Consider the following 16,997-nt stretch of genomic DNA (forward strand, 5'->3'; position numbering starts at 1 on the left):
ACGTAACCGTTTCTATGGGGAAGTGAGGCGCGCGCCGAACGTAAAGCCCCTATGACTTCCGCAAAAACGCCACGAAGCTCCGCGTGACGTCCGAATGACTTTCGGCGCGCGTCAATCGCAGGATTTGCGAAGGAAACGGATTGCGCGTAAGCGGCCTGAAGACGGCGCGTTGCGATTGCGTCTTCGCCAGCGCCTGCGGCACCAGCGCCACGCCCATACCGAACTCGACCATTGTCACGACGGTCTGCCACAAGCGCGCTTCGTGACGAATGGTGGGACTGAAGCCCGCATCGACACACGTCGCGATGATCTGATCGTGATAGTGCGGAGACACGGCGCGCGGAAAGAGAATGAACGGATCGCGCGATAACTGGTTCAGCTCGATGCGCCTTCGTTTCGCAAGCCGATGATCGACCGGCAGGCAACACAGAAACGCTTCCGACGACCATAGATGGCTTTCGACCTCCGCGGGAAAGTGTCCCCAATGCGCGAAACCGAGATCGATATTCAACTGCTGCAATGCGCGCGCCTGTTCCGCCGTGTTCATCTCCTTCAACACGATTTCGACGGAAGGGTGATCGGCTTCGAAGCGCTGCACGGCTTCGGGCAAGCCGCGATACAGCATCGAATTGACGAAGCCGATGCGCAGACGCCCCGCGAGTCCGTGCGCCGAACGTGTCGTCACTTGCGCGACTTCCTCGGCCTGCTGCAATAGGCGCTGCGCTTCACCGAGCAATACGTGCCCCGCATTGGTCAGCGCCACGGACTTGTTGCTGCGCTCCAGAAGCTTCACGCCGAGGTGTTCTTCGAAACGACGGATATCGAAGCTCAGTGCCGGCTGGGAAATGAAAAGCCGGCGCGCTGCGCGCCCGAAATGCAGTTCCTCGGCGACCGCGACGAAATAGCGAAGCTGCTTCAGTTCCATCGGTTTTCTCCGGCGCTACGATAAACAGATCTTATCGTACGTGCCAGCAATTGTATTGGACGGTTATCGAAAGCGAACGTAGTCTGGTTTCAAGGATGGCGCAGCGCGGGTTGCGCCGCACAAAAGCCAGGAGACAGTTCATGCAAGACATCCGTCCCGATGCGGGCACGTCCAACATTCCCGACAGCCGCGGCATCAACTTCTTCAACAGGGATCCGTCGTTCGGCGCGCTGCTGAAGAGTTATCTCGGCGAGACGGTGTATCGCGACATCGAAGAACAACTCGTCGATCTCGGTCAGCGCGCATCCGATGAACTCGACGTATGGGCGACCAATGCCGATCATCATCCGCCGGAATTGCGTCAGCGCACGCGGCGGGGCGAAGCGTTGCAGCATATCGACAAGCATCCGGATTACGTCGCGCTCGAACGCGTCGCGTATGCCGAACTCGGTCTAGCGGCGATGAGTCATCGTGAGAACGCGCCGCCGCCGCTCGTCAAGTACGCGCTCACGTATCTCTTCGTGCAGGCGGAGTTCGGCCTGTGCTGCCCCGTCAGCATGACTGATTCGCTCACGCGCACCTTGCGCCGCTTCGGCACGAAGGCGTTGATCGAGCGCTATCTGCCGATGCTCGCATCGCAAGACTTCGACACGCTGTATCAAGGTGCGATGTTCATGACCGAGCAGGCGGCGGGCTCGGATGTCGGACGCATCGCGACACGCGCGACACGCAGCGTCGATGCACACGGCAATGAAGTGTGGACGCTCACGGGCGACAAATGGTTCTGCTCGAACGCGGACGCCGATCTCGCGATGGTGCTCGCGCGCCCCGACGACGCACCCGAGGGCATCAAGGGCCTCGCTCTCTTCCTTCTGCCGAAGACGCGCGAAGACGGCACGCGCAATGCGTATCGCATCGTGCGGCTGAAGGACAAGCTCGGCAGCCGTTCGATGGCGAGCGGCGAGATCGTGCTGGAAGGCGCGCAGGCGTATCTCATCGGCGAAGTAGGGCGCGGCTTTCATCAAATGGCGGACATGATCAACATGTCGCGGCTGTCGAACGGTGTGCGCGCGGCGGGGCTCATGCGTCGCGCGTTGACCGAAGCGCTGCACGTCGCGCGAAATCGCGAGGCGTTCGGCCGCAAGCTCATCGACATGCCGCTCATGCAGCGCCAGTTGCTCAAGCTGATGCTTCCCGCGGAACAGGCGCGCTCGATGTTCATGCAGATCGCGACGCTGCTCGCACGCGCGGATCGCGGCGATGCGCTCGCGGCGAAGTGCGTGCGCATCCTCACGCCGCTCATCAAGTTCCGCGCATGCCGCGATGCGCGCCGCGTGACGGGTGATGCAATGGAAGTGCGCGGCGGTGTCGGCTATATCGAGGAATGGGCCGATCCGCGTCTCGTGCGCGATGCGCATCTCGGCTCGATCTGGGAAGGCACGAGCAATATCGTCGCGCTCGATGTCGCGCGGGCCGCGCGTCGCGAAGGCGCGCTCGATGCGCTCGCGCAGCACGTTGGCGCGATGCTTGACGATTGCGCGTTGCCATCGGCGAGCTTCGCGATGTTGCGCGATGTGTTCTCACGCGCATGCAGCGCGCTCGACAGCGTCGCCGAATGCCGCCGCGACGAATCCGTGCGCGAGGCGGCGAGCGCGCTCTATCACGCGACGACCGCCGTGCTCATGGCGGCAGAAGCCGCACGCGTCGCGCCCGATCATCGCAGACTCGCGCTCGCGCATCTCATCGTGCGTCACAAGCTGATGCCGCGCGATCCGCTCGCGCCGCATGACGTGCGCGACGACGCGCCGCTTCTGCGCAAGCTCGTCGATGAAACGCCCGTCACCATCGACGAAGCCATGACGCTTCTGCCGCGACGCGAAGGAGACGCACGATGACCACGGCACGTATTCATGGCGCGCTGCACGGCCTGCGCGTGATCGATCTGAGCCGCGTGCTCGGCGGCCCGTACTGCACGCAGGCGCTCGCGGATCACGGCGCCGAAGTTATCAAGCTTGAACCGCCGGGCGGCGATGAAACGCGCGGCTGGGGGCCGCCCTTCGTCGGCGAGACGGCGTCGTACTTCGTCGGCGTGAATCGCAACAAGCAGGGGATTTGCGTCGATCTGTCGTGCGAGGAAGGGCGCGCGGTGCTGTGGCGACTGCTCGAAGGTGCGGATGTGCTCATCGAGAATTTCAAGCCGGGCACGCTCGCGCGCTGGGGCATGGATTACGAGCGCGATCTCTCGAAGCGCTTTCCGCGCCTCATTCATTGCGCGGTGTCGGGCTTCGGTCCCGATGGCCCGCTCGGCGGCCTGCCGGGATACGATGCCGCGATTCAGGCGATGGCGGGCCTCATGAGCGTGAACGGCGAACGCGATGGTCCGGCGCAGCGCGTCGGTCTTCCGGTCGTCGACATGGTGACGGGTCTCAACGCGCTGGCCGGTATTCTGCTCGCGCTCGCGGAACGCGAAAAGAGCGGACGCGGGCAGTCCCTCGATATCGCGTTGTATGACTGCGCCGTGTCGCTGTTGCATCCGCATCTGCCGAACTACTTCGGCAACGGACGCACGCCGCAGCGCAGCGGCAATGCGCATCCGAACATCGCACCGTACGACAGCTATCGCACGGGCACCGCGCCGATCTTTCTCGCGGTGGGCAACGATCGTCAGTTCGCGAAGCTCTGTGCGCATCTCGACGCGCCCGCGCTCGCCGGCGATCCGCGTTTCATCGATAACAAGAGCCGCTGCGCGCATCGCCGCGAGTTGAAGGAAGCGCTCGAAGCATTGCTCGAACCGCATGAATGCGAGCCGCTCGCGACGGCGCTGATTCGCGGCGGCGTGTCATGTGGCCCGGTGCATACCGTCGATGCCGTCGCGGCGCATCCGCATACGCTGCATCGCGAGCTGATCGTCGAGCTGGGTGCGTATCGCGGCACCGGCACGCCGATCAAGCTGTCGCGCACGCCCGCGACGTATCGCACGCCGCCTCCCGTGCTGGGCGGCGACACGCGCAAGGTGCTCGACACACTCGGCATCGATGCGGCCACGCAGCAGCGCCTTTTCGAAGCGGGCGTACTGAAGGGCTAAACAACCGAACGGACGAACCGGCACGCAGACCGGTCATCAACAGGAGACGATTCATGCACAGCAATGCTCACGGCGGCCCGGCCCGCCAGCCCGGCCGCGCGGCGTTCGCCGCGTTCCTCGGCACGACGATCGAGTGGTACGACTTTTATATCTACGCGACCGCATCGGCGCTCGTGTTCGGCAAGCTATTCTTTCCATCGGGCGATGCGTTCTACAGCACGCTCGCATCGTTCGGCACCTTCGCGGTGGGCTTCTTCGCGCGGCCATTCGGCGGGCTCGTGTTCGGGCATCTCGGGGACCGCGTGGGCCGCAAGAAGGCGCTCGTCGCCACGCTCGCGATCATGGGCGTGGGTACGGTAGGCATCGGCTTCCTGCCGACCTATGCGACCGCCGGCGCGCTCGCACCCGCGCTGCTCGTGTTGCTGCGGGTCGCGCAGGGCATCGCGATCGGCGGCGAGTGGGGCGGCGCGGTGCTGATGGCAGGCGAACATGCGCCGCAAGGCAAGCGGACGTTTCTCGCATCGTTCGCGCAACTCGGCAGTCCCGCTGGCCTGATTCTCGCGTTGCTCGCGTTTCGCACGGTCGGACATCTGCCGCGCGAGGCGCTGCTCGACTGGGGCTGGCGTGTGCCGTTCATGGCGAGCGCGCTGCTGCTTGTCGTCGGCGTGTTCATTCGTGCGCGCGTCGCGGAATCGCCGGAGTTCACCGCGTATAGCGAGCGGCAGAAGCCCGCGCGCCTGCCCGTCGTCGATGTATTGCGCAACGCATGGCCCACGGTGCTGCTGTGTCTCGGCGCGAATGTGATCGGCGTGGCGGGCGCGTGGTTCGTGAACACGTTCATGCTCAGCTTCACGACGGAAACGCTCGGCCTCGAACGCGCGCTGGTCCTCGATTGTCTCTTCGTCGTCGCGTTCATTCAGCTCTTCACGCAGCTCGCGTCGGGATGGATCGCGCAGCGCGTCGGCGCGAATCGCTTTCTCGCATGGGCCGCGGGGCTCGCGATGCTATCGCCTTATCCGATGTTCGTGCTCGTGTCGACGGGACGGCCTGTTGCGATCGTCATCGGTATCGCGATCGCGGTGATGTGCATGTCGAGTTCGTATGCGGTGATGGCCGGACTCATGACCGACGCGTTCGATGTCGGCGTGCGGTATTCGGCCATCTCGCTCTCGTATCAGTCATGCGCGGCGCTGGCGGGTGGATTGACGCCGCTCATCGGCACCGTGCTCGCGCATGCGTGGCCGGGCCAGTGGTGGCCGCTTGCGTTGTTCTACAGCTCGCTCGCGGCCGTATCGCTCGTGTGTCTGCTCGGATTGCAGCGGCGCAGGGTGCATACGCGCGCCGCCGCAACAATGGCGATGATGGAGTGATGGCGTAGCTGCTTACGGCGCCGCGACCCCCTGCGTCTTCGGGCTATACGACGTATAGAAACTCGCCCCTGCCCACGCGGGCGCAGGATCGTTATACAGCGGCGCGCCCTGAGCCCAGTTCGCTCCGTCATGCCAGTCGCCGTTGCCGTTGAACTTCGCCACGGCCGGATACGGATAGACCGGACGCGATGCCGTCACCGCGCTCGTCGTCGCATCGGTCTGATAGGTCATGACGGCATTCGGCGCGGTGCTCTGCTCGACCCAACCGGTGATCTGCGATACGAGATCGATGTTCGGGAAGCCTTCGCCGCCGCCGCAGTGACCCACGCCCGGCACCAGATACAGGCGCGAGAATTCGTTCGCGCTGGCTTCGCCCATCGTGTCCTTCACGGCCTGGTAATAGCGGATCGTGAAGAGCGGCGAGATATGCTGATCGGCCCAGCCGTGCCACAAAATCAGCTTGCCGCCCGCATTCTTGAACGCCGACAGATCCGGGCTCGTCGCATCGTTGAGCGCATGGTTGGTCTGCAGATAGTTCGGATAGAAGCTCGCGTCGGTATAGCCGAACGTGTCGATGTTCGGCATCGTGGGCGATCCCGTGAAGATCAGGTTATACGCGCCGGTCACGATCATGTAGCTGAAGAGGCTCGTCACGGGCACGGGCGCATCCGTCGAGTTCGATGTCGGCACCTCGACGCCGATCCAGTTCGCTTCCGAGCCGTACAGCGGCGAGCCGCCCAGCATGAGCATGTTCGTGTTCGCATCGCTCGGGCCGCTGTAGATCTTCTTCGCCGTCGCGACTTCCGCAGCGCTCAGGCAGTTGCTCGTGCTCGCCGCGCTGGCCGCGCATTGAATGGTCGCGGGATCGAAATGACACGCGCGCGGATCGGCGATGAGGCCATCGGCCACGCTTGCCTGACCGCCGCATGCGGCGACGACGGCCTTGTGCAGCACCTGAGCCTTGTCGGCGTAGAGCACGGCCTTGCCGGCGCTCGTGCCCGTCGTGCTGTTCGATTCGACGTTCCAGCCGTGATAGAGCGAGTTCTGGATCTGGAAGTGCGCAGCAGGCGCGCCGGCGACGATGCCGTTGTAGTCCGACGGATAGCGTTGCGCGGCCATCAGCGCCTCGCGGCCGCCATCGGAGCAGCCGACGAAGTACGAGTACTTCTGTTCTTGTCCGTAGTACGCCTTGATCAGCTTCTTCGCGGCGAGTGTCGTGATGTGCTGGCCGCGATACGCGAAGTCGGCCTGCTTCTGCGGATCGGTCGTCCATGCGGAACTCTGTCCCGAGTGGCCCATGTCGGTAGCCGCCGTGACGAAGCCGCCTTGCTGAACGAGCGGACAGGTATAGCTAAAGCTGAACGAGCTTTGCTTGGTCGGATCGCTGAGATTGCCGCACAGGCCGCCGCAGCCCAGCTCGGCGAAACGCTGCGTCCACGAGTCGACCGGCAACGCGACCTCGAACGTGTTCGACGGCGCGAGCGTGCCTTTCACCGTGCAGAAGTTGACGGTCGCGCCGTTCACGGTCGCGGCCGTGACCGTGGCCGAGCTGATGGTGCTTCCGCCGCCGCCGATATCGCTGAGATCGATCGATGCCAGCTTCGAACAATCGACGACAGGCTTCACCACGGCCAACGGTGTTTTCGCGGCGCTGTCGCCGCCTGTGCTGCTGCTACCGCCGCCGCATGCCGCGACGGTGGCGGCCACGATGCACGCGGCCAGCAATGTCAGTAATCGCCTGGGATCCAGAGCTCTCATGCTTATCTCCTTGACTTCCTTTTGAATGGCGCGCGTTCGCATCGCCCGCACGACGACGCGTGCAGGCGATCGGACGCTCGAAGCGAAACGATTCGTTCTGGTCAGAAGCGGTGGATGATGCCCACGCCCGCTGCGAACATGCTGCGCGATGCCGAAGGCGCGCCCTGGAAGCCATCGCCGATCGTCGCGATCGCTGCACCCTGACGCGGGGTCGTCGGCGCGTTGTTGTTCGGGTAGAACAGCGTATTGCCGTTCGCACGCTGGAACGCTTCCAGTGCGTACAGGCCCGTGCGCTTCGAGAGCGAGTAGTACTGGGACAGATTGAACTGATGGTACGAAGCCGCGTCGTTGATGCCGTTCGCCTTGCTCGCCCACGTGTAGCTGTAGCCCGCCGCGAAGTCCCATGCCGACGTCGCCTTCCAGTGCAGCACCGTGCCGGCCGTGTTGAACACGGCTTCGTCGGTAAAGCCGGAGTTCACGCCCGGGATGTACTGAACATTCGTGTACGTGACCGAGATGTCCCACGCGCTGTTGAACTGGTAGCCGCCCGCAACCGCGAAGCGCTGCTGAGCCTGTGCGCGCTGATAGCCAGCCGTCACCGCCGACACGCCCGCCTGGCCGCCGCCCGTCGTGCTCGTCGTATCGTTGATGGTGGTCGACTGACCGCTGTAGAAGCCGCCGCCGTTGGCCGCGTTGTTGATGCGCGAGAACGCCACCGCACCACCGATCGGGCCTTGCTGATACTGGATCGCCGCCGACCAGGTCGAACCTTGGTACACGCTGTCGGGCACGCCCGCGAACGAGTACGAACCGCTCACCGTCACGCCGTAGAGCTTCGGCGACGTATAGACGACCGAGTTGTTCGCACGGTAGATCGTGTCCAAACCGTCCAGATCGCCCGGGTGCGCGCCGAAGTAGCCGGTCAGCCAGTTCGTCGGGCTATAGGGCGAGAGCAGCGTGTAGTACGAGGTGTACTGGCGGCCGAGAGTCAGCGTACCGTAGCCCGGGTTCGTCAGACCGACCCATGCCTGGCGGCCGAACATCGCGTTGGTGAACTGCTGTTGCCCGCTGTTGATGTCGAAACCCGATTCCAACTGGAAGATGGCCTTGTTGCCGCCGCCCAGGTCTTCCGCGCCCTTCAAGCCGAAACGGCTGCCCGCCCAGATGCCCGACGCCATCTTGACGTTCGAACGGCCCGGGGTGCTTCTGTTCAGGTTCGTCTGGCTGCTTTGGTAGACGATCGAATCGTCGACGATACCGTACAGCGTGACGCTGCTTTGCGCGAATGCCGGCGTTGCGACGGCAGCCGCATACAACAGCACGCCCACACTCAATGGCTTCAGTTGACCTTTCACTCTTGAACACCCCTCATCGTTGTCGTTCGATTGATGACGCGATGGCATGACGCGCAACGCGCCCATTTGCCCGCGGGTTCGAACGTACGCCGTTCACGGAGCGCAAAAAGAAAGGGTTAACCTGTGGATGAGGCCCGACCGTCGAGTGCAAGGCAGCGTCGCGATGACGCGGAACCCTTGCGCAGCGAGCGCGCCCACGCAATGTTCGATGGAACCGATGCCGGAATCGCGATAAACAAAACTGATGACGGCGTTAAGCCTTTGAATTGGGCTGCCTGCGCTTCCTGTTCGGCGTCGCGCGCTTGCGATTCGCATCGGCATATTCGCGGATCATGTCGATCAAGGCGCGCAAGCCGGCGGGCACATGACGTCGGCCCGGATAGTAGAGGCATAGCCCGTCGAGCGGCGGCGTCCATTCTTCGAGCACGCGCACGAGCGCGCCTGCCGCGAGATCCGCGCTGACATTCCATTCGGTCAGATAGGCGAGACCGAGCCCGGCGCGCGCCGCCGCCAGCATCATGCCCGGTTCGTCCAGCGTCAGCGCGCCGTCGCCGTCGATGCGCACCGTCTGACCGTGCCGCTCGAACTCCCACTGATAGATCGACCCGCTCGGCATCCGGCTGCGAATGCAGCGATGCGCGGCGAGATCGGCGGGCGTGCGCGGCGGCTTGTGCTTCGAGAAGTACGCCGGACTGCCGACAACGGCAAAACGCTGACGCTCGCCGAAGGGCACCGCGATCATGTCCTGCGGCACGGTTTCGAGCAAACGGATGCCCGCGTCGAAGCCTTCGACGACGATATCGATCAGACGTCCTTCGGTGACGATATCGAGCTTCATGTCGGGATAGCGCTGCAGAAACGCGACGAAGACCGGCATCGCCTGATGCGCCGCGCCCACCGACGTGTTGATGCGCAACGTGCCCGACGGCGTATCGCGAAAGCTGCCGGCCTGTTCGAGCGCATCGCGGATGGTCGACAGAGCGGGCGCCACGTTCTGCACGAACTGCGCGCCGGCCTCGGATAGCGACACGCTTCGGGTCGTGCGGTTGAAGAGCCGCACGCCGATGCGCGCTTCGAGCCCGGCGATCGAATGACTGAGCGCGGACGTCGATACGTTCAGTTCGCTCGCGGCGGCGCGGAAGCTGCGATGTCGCGAGACGGCCAGCACGGCTTCGAGTTCGGCGAGGCCGGACGTTTTCATTATGCTAAATCGCTCAAGAGGTCATGCCGGATTGTACGTCTAGTCGAATCAATGAAAGCGCCTTATCTTTGGGCTGACTACATCGAATCGGACCAATCGGACATGCACTACATCGACCAGATCTACATCGACGGCACATTCGTTACGCCGCACGGCAGCGAGCTTTTCGACCTCTACAATCCGGCCACCGAACAGGTCATCGGTCGCGTGCGTCTCGCCGATGCCGAGGACGCGCGCGATGCGATCGCGGCCGCGAAGCGCGCATTTCCCGCGTTCTCGCGGACGGACAAGCGCGAGCGCATCGACATGCTGAAGCGCATGCATGCCGCCGTGGTCGCGAAAGAGGACGAGCTTTTCGAGGCGATCGTCGCGGAATACGGGGCGCCGGTGTCGCGCGGGCGCTGGATGGCGCAGCACGCGGGCAACGTGCTGCTCGAAGCGGCGAAGGTGCTCGAAACGTTTTCGTTCGTGCGCGAAGCCGGTACGGCGAAGGTCGTCATGCAGCCGCTCGGCGTCGCGGGACTGATCACGCCTTGGAACAGCGATGCCGGTTTCATCTGCGGCAAGCTCGCGGCCGCGCTTGCGGCGGGCTGCACGGCCGTCATCAAGCCGAGCGAGATGAGCGCGATGCAGACGCGCGTCGTTACCGAAGCGCTGCATGAAGCGGGGCTTCCCGCGGGCGTGTTCAATATCGTCACGGGACGTGGCGAAACCGTCGGCGCGGAGATCAGCGAGCATCCCGATATCGCGAAGCTGTCGTTCACCGGATCGACGGCTGTCGGCAAGACGATCCTGCGCACCGCCGCGGATACGCTCAAGCGCGTGACGCTGGAACTCGGCGGCAAGTCTCCTATGATCGTGCTCGACGACGCGAACTTCGACGCAGCCGTGCCGCTCGCACTCGACGCGGGCTTCATGAACAGCGGGCAAGCGTGCATTGCCGGCACGCGCATTCTGGTGCCGCGCGCGCGGCTCGCGGAATTCGAGGACAGGATCGTGAATGCGGTCGGCAAGATTCGATCAGGCGATCCGCGCGATCCGCAAACCAGCATCGGTCCGATGGTGAGCCGCAAGCAATGGGAGCGCGTGCAGCGCTATATCCGTATCGGCATCGACGAGGGCGCGCGGTTGATCGCGGGCGGCGAGGGGCGTCCGGATAACGTCGATGCGGGCTGGTTCGTGCGTCCGACCATCTTCAGCGATGTGAAGAACGACATGACGATTGCGCGCGAGGAGATCTTCGGTCCGGTGCTGTCGATCATCGCTTACGGCGATACCGAGGATGCGATCGCGATCGCCAACGATACGCCGTATGGCCTGCAAGCCTACGTCGCTTCATCGGACGCCGCGCGCGCGAATGCGGTGGCGGAGCGCATCGAGGCGGGGCGCGTGCTCGTGAATACGCTCGCGCACGAACCGGCCGCGCCGTTCGGCGGATTCAAGCAGTCGGGTATCGGGCGCGAATACGGCACCTTCGGTATCGAGGCGTTTCTCGAACCGAAGGCGTTGCTAGGCGTGCGCTAAGCTCTCGTAAATCTCACGCAATCCGCGAGTCGAATGCGCCGGTGTCCGCGTTCCGATTGCGCCGGAGCGCCGTCGCGGGCGGGAAATAACGCGCGACGCACAGCACGTAGGTAATCAGCGCCGAGACGGTGTACATAGCGGACCGCTCCATGAAGAACAGAAGGAGCACCGCGATTGCGAGAAGGAACAACTCCACACGCGGCGCGAGCGCGGACAGTTGCAGATCGCGTTGCTCCAGCGCCGTGCCGAGCAGAATCACCAGAGGAATCAGCGCGACGACCATGTGAATCGGTTCGAGGATCGGCGCGGCGAGCAGCATCGTCATGCAGGCGAGCGCGTAGTCCATGCGTCTTTCGCGACTGCGGCGGATCACGAGATAGCATGCGAACAGACAGATGATTACGGCGAAGATCGTCTGCGTTGTGTGAAGCGTTGCCTCGGATGCCGGCATGCCGAGCTTCTCCGATATCGTCTGCAGAGCGCCGCGCACGGAGCTATTGCCGGGCAGACCGCCCGCGCTGAGGATCTGCGTTTGCGCGCGTGCGATCTCGACGGTCAGGTACTCCCAGATCACGCGAAAGCCCAGCCTGCTTGCGGTGAAGAGCGTGAGCGCGATCGCACAGACGCCCGTCGATATCACCGTGCGCCATTCACGTCGCAACAGCAGCAGGCCGACGACCGCGAGCGGCGTCACCTTGAACACGACTGCAAATGCGAGAAAAAGGCCCGCCAGCCAGCGATTGCCGCGTTCGATCAGGAAGAACGGCGTCGCGAGCAGAAAGAACAGAAGCTGGTTCGATTGCCCGAGATAAGCGTCATGCAGCACCGGAAAGCTCAACAACGTCACCGCGATGAGCAGCGCGGTCACGCGCCTGTCTTCACCGCGATAGGACATCTTCGCAAGCAGAATCGCGCCGACGATACACAGCACCACCGACATCGCGACCCAGACGAGTTTCGCGGTGAACGACGGCAACAACGCGAATGGAGAAAAGATCACCGCGAACTGCGGCGGATAACAATAGATGAGGATGTCGTCCAGGTTGGCGCCGAGATTCGACAGATAGGCAACCAGATGCTCGTTGTTATAGATGAGCGATGGATCGTGCGGCGCGTTCAGCACGGTGCTGAACGCGTAATAGTAGAAATTGAAATCGCTGAAGGCCCGTGCATGATCGGACACATAGGTCAGCGAATAGTGGTAGATGATGACCATGCGGATCGCGAGAAACCCCGCTGCGATCAGCATGAGAAAAGCCGCAATGATCCGGATGTTATCGGTGGATCTGGCGCCAGCCCGAGCGTTCAGCATGGACGTTCTCCCGTATGTCGGCTATCGCGTAGTAAGGACGCTGTAATCAGGATCTTCGGGATCGATCCGCTATTCGTCTCATGAAAACAAGTCAGACGGGATAGCAGATCCTTACGGCCTACGAATCGTGACAGCATCGCCGGGGCGGCGTCAATCGTGTTTTTGCGCACTGCAACGGTTGGATCATTATTGAAAAAGGGATGACGTGCATTTATTTTTATGCACTCGTGCCGGTCGCAGGAATTTATTAAGTCCTTATGAGACGCGTCAATCGTTCGCCGCAAGAAAACGCCACGCGAAGCCATTCACCGTTTCTTCGATTCTCCCGGCTGATGTCTGAGGAAAGTGTGCGGTGAACACAACGGCTTCGGATTCGACCGCGCGATTCAGCAGCCAGTCGCGCGAAGCACGCGCGTGCTGTGGTTGCTGGCAGAACACCGAACTCCAATGCGGCATCGAGACCTGAATCGGGCTATGCATCACGTCGCCGGAAAAAATTGCGGTCTCGCCGTTCGATTGCATTTCGATCGCCATATGTCCCGCGCTATGCCCGAATGTCGGCACGAAGCGAACGCCTTCGATCAGCGTCGCGCCTTCGTCGGGAATCGTGCGCGCGAGGCCCGCATCGATGAGGGGCAGCACACTGTCCGCATAGACCATGCGGCGCGGCTCGCCGCCGGGTGTATCGAAGAATGCGCGCTCGCGTTCGCCGAACACATGCGTCGCGTTCGGGAACACCGGCGCCCAATGTCCGTCCTCCCAGTGCGTATTCCAGCCGACATGATCGACATGCAGATGCGTGAGCAAAACATAATCGACCTCGTGCCGATCGAAACCGGCGGCTGCGAAGCGTTCGAGCACGGGATTGTCGAGCTGGTCGAAGAGCGCGCTGAAGGGACGCGACTTGCCGTTGCCGATGCCCGTATCGACGACGAACACGAGCCCGTCACGCTCGATCACCCATAGATGCGTGCGCAGTTCGATTGCGTCCGTGCCCAATTCATCGTCCCAATCGGGATAGAGTTTATCCGGCGCGAGCGCGAATGCCGTTTCGTCGATGCGCGTTATCGTCATGTCGCCGATACGGCAACTGAATGCGTGATGGTTCATCAGCAAGCCTCCTTTCGCGCGGCCGATATGCGAGCCGTCGCCAGCGCATAGAGCAATGCACTCGCGAGCGCCGCGCTTCCGCCGACGATCGCGAGCGCTTGCGGGCCGCCGAGACGTTCGTTCAGATAGCCTACCGCGAGCGGTCCGAGACCGCCGCTGATCGCGTTGGTCATGAAGACGAGCAAGGCGATGGAGCGGCCGCGCATGCGGTTCGGCACGGCGATCTGCAGCGGCACGGGCGCAAGCGCCATCGCGATGCTCGCGGCCAGTGCGCAAGCGCCATACAGGATGATCGCGAGCGTGCTGTGAGCGACGAGCGGCATCGCGATCGCGGCGGGCACGAGCGCGGCCACCGCGCCCGTCGATATCGACAGCACCTTTCGCAGCGTGCGTTCATCGGTGACGCGCCCCGCAAGCAGTCCCGCAGCCGCGACGCCCATCATTCCGCCGATCATGTAGGCAGGCGCGGCCATCTTGCCGACCTCCGATGGCGCGAGATGAAAATGCCGCATCAAAAGCGTCGGAAACCACGCGGCATGTGAATAGAACAACGTGATGAGCGCGACATACGCGGCGAAGTAGGGCGCGCAGAAGCGATTGCGCACGAAAAGTTCGACGAGCACTTCGCGCAGCGAGGGCAGTGAATCATCGTCGGCGTGCATGCGTTCATCGGCTTCATGTCTTGCGGGCTCGCGCACCGTGAATGCGACAAGCGCCGCCAGCACGAGACCCGGCAGACCGACGAGCACGAACACCGCCTGCCACGGCGTAAAGCCGTGCGCCGCGAGCCGCGCGCTCGTGTCGCCGCCCGTCGCGGAAAGCAGCATGCCGCCGCCGAAGAGCGCGAGCCCGCCGCCTATATACGGCCCGAGCATGAACACGCTGCTCGCACGCGTGACCTTCCGCGGCGGAAAGATGTCGCTGAAGATGGAAAGCGCCGCGGGACTCAGCGCCGCTTCTGCGATCGCGGTGCCGGCGCGTGCGGCGAGCAGTTCCGCGAAGCTGGTCGCGAAGCCGCAGAGCGCCGTCGATATCGCCCAGATCGCGACGCACACCGCGATCAGGCGCACGCGGTTGGCGCGATCCACGAGACGCGCGACGAAGACGCCCGCTGTCGCATAGCACATCGTGAACGAAAAGCCTTGCAGCAAGCCGATTTGCGTATCCGTGATGCCGAGCGTCAGCTTGATCGGCTGCACGAGAATGCTGACGATCTGCCGGTCGAGATAAGAGAACGCGAAGCAGACGAAGAACAACAGCACGATATACGTCGGATGCCGCACGTCGATGGACGTGTCCGCGCGCGCGGGCAGGGGATGAGCGCTCATGCGTGTGCTCCTTGAGTGTCAGTCGAGAGAGGTTTCGGCGGCGATGAGCGCGATGCAATCGCCCGCTTCGACGCGCGCGAAGGTGCGCGCGCACATCACGCGGCCCGCGCCGCGAAACGCGATCTCGCGCGGCGCGCGCCAGGGCTCGTGCGGATCGAAGAGACGGCCCGCGAGCTGGCCTGCGCGCACATCGTCATCGAGTGCAAAGGCGGCTTCGAACACGCCCGCATGCGGCGCGTAGACATAGTGCTGCGCGCCCTCGACGCGGAAATAGCGCGTCGCCGGTGCGGGCGTGATGCGCGCGTCGTGCAAGACGCCGAGACGCTGCAGCACGCGCTGCAAGCCATGTTCGACGATCGCGAGATTGGCCACATCGCAGCCCGCGTGACCGCCGAACTCGCCGCATAGAAAGAGCTTGCCGTGACGCTCGGCTGCCGCCGCGAACGTGCGGTCTTCGCCGAGCAGGTCCATCACCATCGTGTTCGGCGCACCGAACGCACGCACGAGATCGAGATAGCGCGCGCGGCGTTCTTCATCGTTCTTCGATGGCGGCGAAGCGAGCAGCGTCGGCGCATGATCGAACGAAGCGCCGCCCGCGTGCAGATCGATGACGACATCCGCGCGCGGCAGCAATTCGGTTTCGATGTAATGCGCGATCATCTCCGTGGGCTTGCCGTGGCGCGCGCCCGGAAAGAGCCGGTTGAGATTGCCGCCGTCGATGGGCGACGTGCGCGAGCCGTTGAGAAACGCGGGCATATTGAGCGCGGGAATCACGATCAGCCGGCCGCGAATCGCGAGTTCCGGCATGCGCTGCATCAGCTTCATCAGCGCGACGGGGCCTTCGTATTCGTCGCCATGATTGCCGCCCGTGAGCAGCACGGTGGGACCATCGCCCGCATTCAGGACGGCGAGCGGAATCGGGATATGACCGTAGGCGGAGCGGTCGTGCGACCACGGCAAACGCAATGTACCGGTTTGAAAGCCGATGCGTTCGTAGTCGATATCGGTGGCGATGAGCGAGGGGATCGTTGACATGAGCGGAGTTCGAGTCGAGTGAGTTCGACTCCACTATTGCCGACGATAAAGCGCGTGGCCAATGCCGTTTCATGCGGCAGGTGATGCCTCGCAGGCATCGCGGCTACTCGGGCCGATGCGCTCTCAGCAGATCGATGAAACGCTGCAGGGCCGCGTTGCCGTGTTGCGTGAGAAAGCAGAATTCCAGCGGCAGACGCACGGAGAGATCCGTTATGTCGACGAATCGCACGCGAGCGGGCGGACGATCGCGATTGGCCGCATTGACGAGCGCCGTGCCGACGCCCGCCGCGACGAGCGAGAGAATAGCGGTTTCGGTGGAGGCTTCCTGACGGATATCGAGCGTGAGACCGCGCTCGGCGCAAGCGGAGACGAGGCGGTCGTAATACGCGGCATACACATGCCGTGGAAACGCGATGAAGGGCAGCCCGATCAATTCGACCGCCTTGACCGGCCCGTTCTTGCCGAGCGGACACGCGTCGGGCACCGCGAGCACGACGCCCTGTTCCAGCAGCGGCACGCTCGCGAAGCCTTCGGGCAACGCGCCGAAGCGATAGCAAAAGCCGCCGTCGAGACGCTCGGCCGCGATGGCGTCGAGTTGCTCGGGCGTGTTCATCGGCTGCAATTCGAGGGCGACGTCGCTTGCGGATTGCTGAAATGCGCTCAGCGCCGACGACACCAGCCCGCTCCACGACGCATTCTCGACGAAGCCGACGCGCAAATGCCCCTGCACGCCCGACGCGATGCGATGCGCGAGCCGGTTCGCCGCATCGACGCGCGCGAGGATATCGCGCGCTTCACTCAGATACGCGATGCCCGCGGGCGTCAGCTTCAGTCCACGCGGTGTGCGCTCGAAAAGCGTTGCGCCGATGGCCTCTTCGAGATCCTGAATCTGCCGCGAGATGGCGGGCTGCGTGACATGCAAATGCTCGGACGCGGCGCGCACGCTGCGCAGTTCGGCGACCGCGATGAAGTAGCGCAGATGGCGCAGTTCCAT

General features: G+C 63.7%; 13 protein-coding genes. 4 read left to right on the forward strand and 9 right to left on the reverse strand.

What is annotated here, in order from left to right:
• Positions 1-49: 49 nt before the first annotated feature.
• Positions 50-925, reverse strand: coding sequence for a LysR substrate-binding domain-containing protein (locus tag PQR08_RS16505; RefSeq protein WP_250486604.1), 876 nt, complete (start codon positions 923-925; stop codon positions 50-52).
• A 140-nt stretch (positions 926-1,065) separates the two neighbouring features.
• On the opposite strand from PQR08_RS16505, the gene PQR08_RS16510 reads away from it, so the two are divergent.
• The 3 genes from PQR08_RS16510 to PQR08_RS16520 are packed head-to-tail and all read left to right on the forward strand — an operon-like array spanning position 1,066 to position 5,380.
• Positions 1,066-2,820, forward strand: coding sequence for an acyl-CoA dehydrogenase family protein (locus tag PQR08_RS16510; RefSeq protein ID WP_250486605.1), 1,755 nt, complete (start codon positions 1,066-1,068; stop codon positions 2,818-2,820).
• Positions 2,817-4,010 (forward strand): CaiB/BaiF CoA transferase family protein, encoded by a 1,194-nt coding sequence (locus PQR08_RS16515; protein ID WP_250486606.1) that lies wholly within the window; start codon positions 2,817-2,819, stop codon positions 4,008-4,010. Before PQR08_RS16510 ends, PQR08_RS16515 begins: the two co-directional genes overlap by 4 nt.
• Before the next feature lie 53 nt (positions 4,011-4,063).
• Positions 4,064-5,380: an MFS transporter gene (locus PQR08_RS16520; protein ID WP_250486607.1), complete on the forward strand. Its 1,317-nt coding sequence runs from the start codon at positions 4,064-4,066 to the stop codon at positions 5,378-5,380.
• Between the two features lie 12 nt (positions 5,381-5,392).
• On the opposite strand, the gene PQR08_RS16525 is transcribed toward PQR08_RS16520, so the two are convergent.
• The 3 genes from PQR08_RS16525 to PQR08_RS16535 all read right to left on the reverse strand — a co-directional run bounded on the left by PQR08_RS16525 (position 5,393) and on the right by PQR08_RS16535 (position 9,694).
• Positions 5,393-7,138: a tannase/feruloyl esterase family alpha/beta hydrolase gene (locus PQR08_RS16525; protein WP_408161815.1), complete on the reverse strand. Its 1,746-nt coding sequence runs from the start codon at positions 7,136-7,138 to the stop codon at positions 5,393-5,395.
• Positions 7,139-7,239: 101 nt separating this feature from the next.
• The gene (locus tag PQR08_RS16530; protein WP_284509166.1) at positions 7,240-8,541 is read right to left on the reverse strand and encodes a porin; all 1,302 of its coding nucleotides are present in this window, start codon (positions 8,539-8,541) and stop codon (positions 7,240-7,242) included.
• A 205-nt stretch (positions 8,542-8,746) separates the two neighbouring features.
• On the reverse strand, positions 8,747-9,694 hold the full coding sequence (locus tag PQR08_RS16535) for a LysR family transcriptional regulator (protein WP_250486610.1): 948 nt from the start codon (positions 9,692-9,694) through the stop codon (positions 8,747-8,749).
• Positions 9,695-9,796: 102 nt separating this feature from the next.
• Between PQR08_RS16535 and PQR08_RS16540 the strand changes: the two genes are divergently transcribed.
• Complete coding sequence (locus PQR08_RS16540; protein ID WP_250486611.1) at positions 9,797-11,218, forward strand: aldehyde dehydrogenase family protein; 1,422 nt, start codon at positions 9,797-9,799, stop codon at positions 11,216-11,218.
• A 13-nt stretch (positions 11,219-11,231) separates the two neighbouring features.
• Here PQR08_RS16540 and PQR08_RS16545 read toward each other — a convergent pair whose 3' ends face one another.
• The 5 genes from PQR08_RS16545 to PQR08_RS16565 form a co-directional block, all read right to left on the reverse strand.
• Positions 11,232-12,467 carry a glycosyltransferase family 87 protein gene (locus PQR08_RS16545; protein ID WP_408161817.1) on the reverse strand — a complete coding sequence of 412 codons (1,236 nt, stop codon included), beginning with the start codon at positions 12,465-12,467 and terminating at the stop codon, positions 11,232-11,234.
• Positions 12,468-12,797: 330 nt separating this feature from the next.
• On the reverse strand, positions 12,798-13,640 hold the full coding sequence (locus tag PQR08_RS16550; protein ID WP_250486613.1) for an MBL fold metallo-hydrolase: 843 nt from the start codon (positions 13,638-13,640) through the stop codon (positions 12,798-12,800).
• Positions 13,640-14,968 (reverse strand): MFS transporter, encoded by a 1,329-nt coding sequence (locus PQR08_RS16555; RefSeq protein WP_250486614.1) that lies wholly within the window; start codon positions 14,966-14,968, stop codon positions 13,640-13,642. The genes PQR08_RS16550 and PQR08_RS16555 overlap by 1 nt, the downstream gene beginning before the upstream one ends.
• Before the next feature lie 18 nt (positions 14,969-14,986).
• Positions 14,987-16,003 (reverse strand): succinylglutamate desuccinylase/aspartoacylase family protein, encoded by a 1,017-nt coding sequence (locus PQR08_RS16560; protein ID WP_408161820.1) that lies wholly within the window; start codon positions 16,001-16,003, stop codon positions 14,987-14,989.
• A gap of 103 nt (positions 16,004-16,106) precedes the next feature.
• A complete protein-coding gene (locus tag PQR08_RS16565; RefSeq protein ID WP_408161822.1) occupies positions 16,107-16,997 on the reverse strand; it encodes a LysR family transcriptional regulator in 891 nt (296 codons plus the stop codon).

The organism is Caballeronia jiangsuensis, assembly GCF_046030135.1.
In the GTDB taxonomy this organism is placed as follows: Bacteria; Pseudomonadota; Gammaproteobacteria; order Burkholderiales; family Burkholderiaceae; genus Caballeronia; species Caballeronia jiangsuensis.

Excerpts from the sequence above, each read along its gene's own strand:
- PQR08_RS16510 (WP_250486605.1), top strand. The coding sequence starts at position 1,066 with ATGCAAGACATCCGTCCCGATGCGGGCACGTCCAACATTCCCGACAGC.
- PQR08_RS16515 (WP_250486606.1), top strand. The coding sequence starts at position 2,817 with ATGACCACGGCACGTATTCATGGCGCGCTGCACGGCCTGCGCGTGATC.
- PQR08_RS16555 (WP_250486614.1), bottom strand. The coding sequence starts at position 14,968 with ATGAGCGCTCATCCCCTGCCCGCGCGCGCGGACACGTCCATCGACGTG.
- PQR08_RS16545 (WP_408161817.1), bottom strand. The coding sequence starts at position 12,467 with ATGCTGATCGCAGCGGGGTTTCTCGCGATCCGCATGGTCATCATCTAC.
- PQR08_RS16520 (WP_250486607.1), top strand. The coding sequence starts at position 4,064 with ATGCACAGCAATGCTCACGGCGGCCCGGCCCGCCAGCCCGGCCGCGCG.
- PQR08_RS16525 (WP_408161815.1), bottom strand. The coding sequence starts at position 7,138 with ATGAGAGCTCTGGATCCCAGGCGATTACTGACATTGCTGGCCGCGTGC.
- PQR08_RS16535 (WP_250486610.1), bottom strand. The coding sequence starts at position 9,694 with ATGAAAACGTCCGGCCTCGCCGAACTCGAAGCCGTGCTGGCCGTCTCG.
- PQR08_RS16530 (WP_284509166.1), bottom strand. The coding sequence starts at position 8,541 with ATGCCATCGCGTCATCAATCGAACGACAACGATGAGGGGTGTTCAAGA.
- PQR08_RS16505 (WP_250486604.1), bottom strand. The coding sequence starts at position 925 with ATGGAACTGAAGCAGCTTCGCTATTTCGTCGCGGTCGCCGAGGAACTG.
- PQR08_RS16560 (WP_408161820.1), bottom strand. The coding sequence starts at position 16,003 with ATGTCAACGATCCCCTCGCTCATCGCCACCGATATCGACTACGAACGC.
- PQR08_RS16550 (WP_250486613.1), bottom strand. The coding sequence starts at position 13,640 with ATGAACCATCACGCATTCAGTTGCCGTATCGGCGACATGACGATAACG.
- PQR08_RS16565 (WP_408161822.1), bottom strand. The coding sequence starts at position 16,997 with ATGGAACTGCGCCATCTGCGCTACTTCATCGCGGTCGCCGAACTGCGC.
- PQR08_RS16540 (WP_250486611.1), top strand. The coding sequence starts at position 9,797 with ATGCACTACATCGACCAGATCTACATCGACGGCACATTCGTTACGCCG.